At 64.7% G+C, this 1,563-nt stretch carries 3 protein-coding genes; all 3 read right to left on the bottom strand.

Features of this window, described 5'->3' with window-relative positions:
• The coding region (locus AC3ET3_RS36040; RefSeq protein ID WP_435613729.1) for a hypothetical protein at positions 1 to 387 on the bottom strand (387 nt) is incomplete at its 3' end.
• Positions 384 to 965 carry a hypothetical protein gene (locus AC3ET3_RS36045; protein ID WP_384941226.1) on the bottom strand — a complete coding sequence of 194 codons (582 nt, stop codon included), beginning with the start codon at positions 963 to 965 and terminating at the stop codon, positions 384 to 386. The genes AC3ET3_RS36045 and AC3ET3_RS36040, both read right to left, overlap by 4 nt.
• Positions 955 to 1,563: hypothetical protein (locus AC3ET3_RS36050; RefSeq protein WP_435613730.1), on the bottom strand; the 609-nt coding region annotated here is incomplete at its 5' end. The genes AC3ET3_RS36050 and AC3ET3_RS36045, both read right to left, overlap by 11 nt.

Below are 1,563 nucleotides of genomic sequence, written 5' to 3' on the forward strand. Positions count from 1 at the left end.
AAGGATCGGCCAGCCAAGCTTGTGCAGGATGCGGTCGGAGAACTCGCCGACAGGGAATTCGTCGCCGTCCAGTACGACCTTGTTCTGGCGCCCGTACTGGAGGCTGCGCCGGATTTCCGTTGGAGTGCCGTCCAGGGTCAGTTCGATGCTGACCTCTACGTATTCGTCGGCGACGGCCGCCTTCAGGGCCTCGGTCGGGCTGTCCCGGTTGCCGAGACAGTAGTCGATGGCCTTGAGCGTGGTGGTCTTCGAGCTGTTCCTGACGCCAGACAGAATGCTGAGGCCGGCGGTGTTGAATGCGTACGTATCCATCTCGCCCGACGTGTGCACCAGCGTGACCGACTCGACTCGTAGCCCTTTGCGGGAGGGTGTCGGGGGCGTCGTCATGGCCTGATCTCCTGGTTGTAGGCGAGGTCCGCCACTTCCTCGGGGAAGAGTTGGTAGACGAGGTTCTTGAGATCGGTCCCAGACCACTGCGCCAGGTTGTCCCTCATGGCGCGGCATCGAGTGACGATGGGGTGGAACTCGTCCATGTCCGCCAGCGCTGCGGCCGCTCGCTTTCCGGCCGAGGTCAATCGGACACGCTCTGGTCTATGGCTGGTGGTGATGGTGATGAGACCGCGGGCCATGAGGAAGGCCAGGAACTGGCGGTAGCGGGGATCCCAGGGACCGAACCGATACCGGATCATCGGGGCCTCTACTTCCTCGGGCATCGATGCGCGGAAGGCGGCCTGTCCGCTCAGGGTGTCGGCGAATTCCGTGTGTGCGCGCTCGAGGAAAGCCGGGTAGCGCAGGAAGAAGTCGAGCTTCGCAAGCTTGGTTCGGCCAGCGATATGAGGACCGGGGTCGCTGCCGCACTCGGCAACCAGGAGCAGTAGCCGGGAGGCGTGGAAGTCTGGCGAGTCGTCGGGGTCCCATGGCCGGTGGGGTGGCGGGATGGCGCTCGCGCCGATGTTATGAAGCATCGGCGTACCGGTTCTGGCAGCGAGCGGTGATGTCCGCAAGTACGGCGTGAGCTCGAGCGAGGGACACGGTGCCGCTACTCACCGCGGGGAGGCCTTCTACGCGGGTCAGGGTCTCGAAGTATGCCTCTGAGCCGGCGGGGATGCGTCCGGCGCGTCGTTCAGCCATGACGCGTGAGCAGATGGCGTGGACTTCGTCGGCGAAGGCGTCCATCGCCTCGCGGGCTGGACCGAGGCTTTCACGCCAGGCACGACGGTACTTCAGCGCGTTGTCGAGATGCCCTGCCGCCTCGTCTGCCGGAACTCCGGCGACCGCGAGCTTCTCAGTGAGTTTCGTGAGAGGCGCAGTGCTGCCGTCCGGCCTTCGCCCGGTGGCCCGTGTGATCGCGTCATGGAGCATGTCTTGGAAGTCACGGGTGCCCACCTGGCGTGGCACTGGGGCAAGCGCATCGCGTGCGATGCGAACTCCGAGCCAGATCAGGACGTCTTCGATGTCAGTAGTCAAGGGCGGCTGCCCCAAGATCTTCGTCACGATCGGTCCGAGCCGACGTAGAGCCCTGTCCTCAACCTGCTCAATCGTGCGGCCCTCAACAAGGACCTC

The organism is Streptomyces sp. bgisy159 (genome assembly GCF_057707805.1).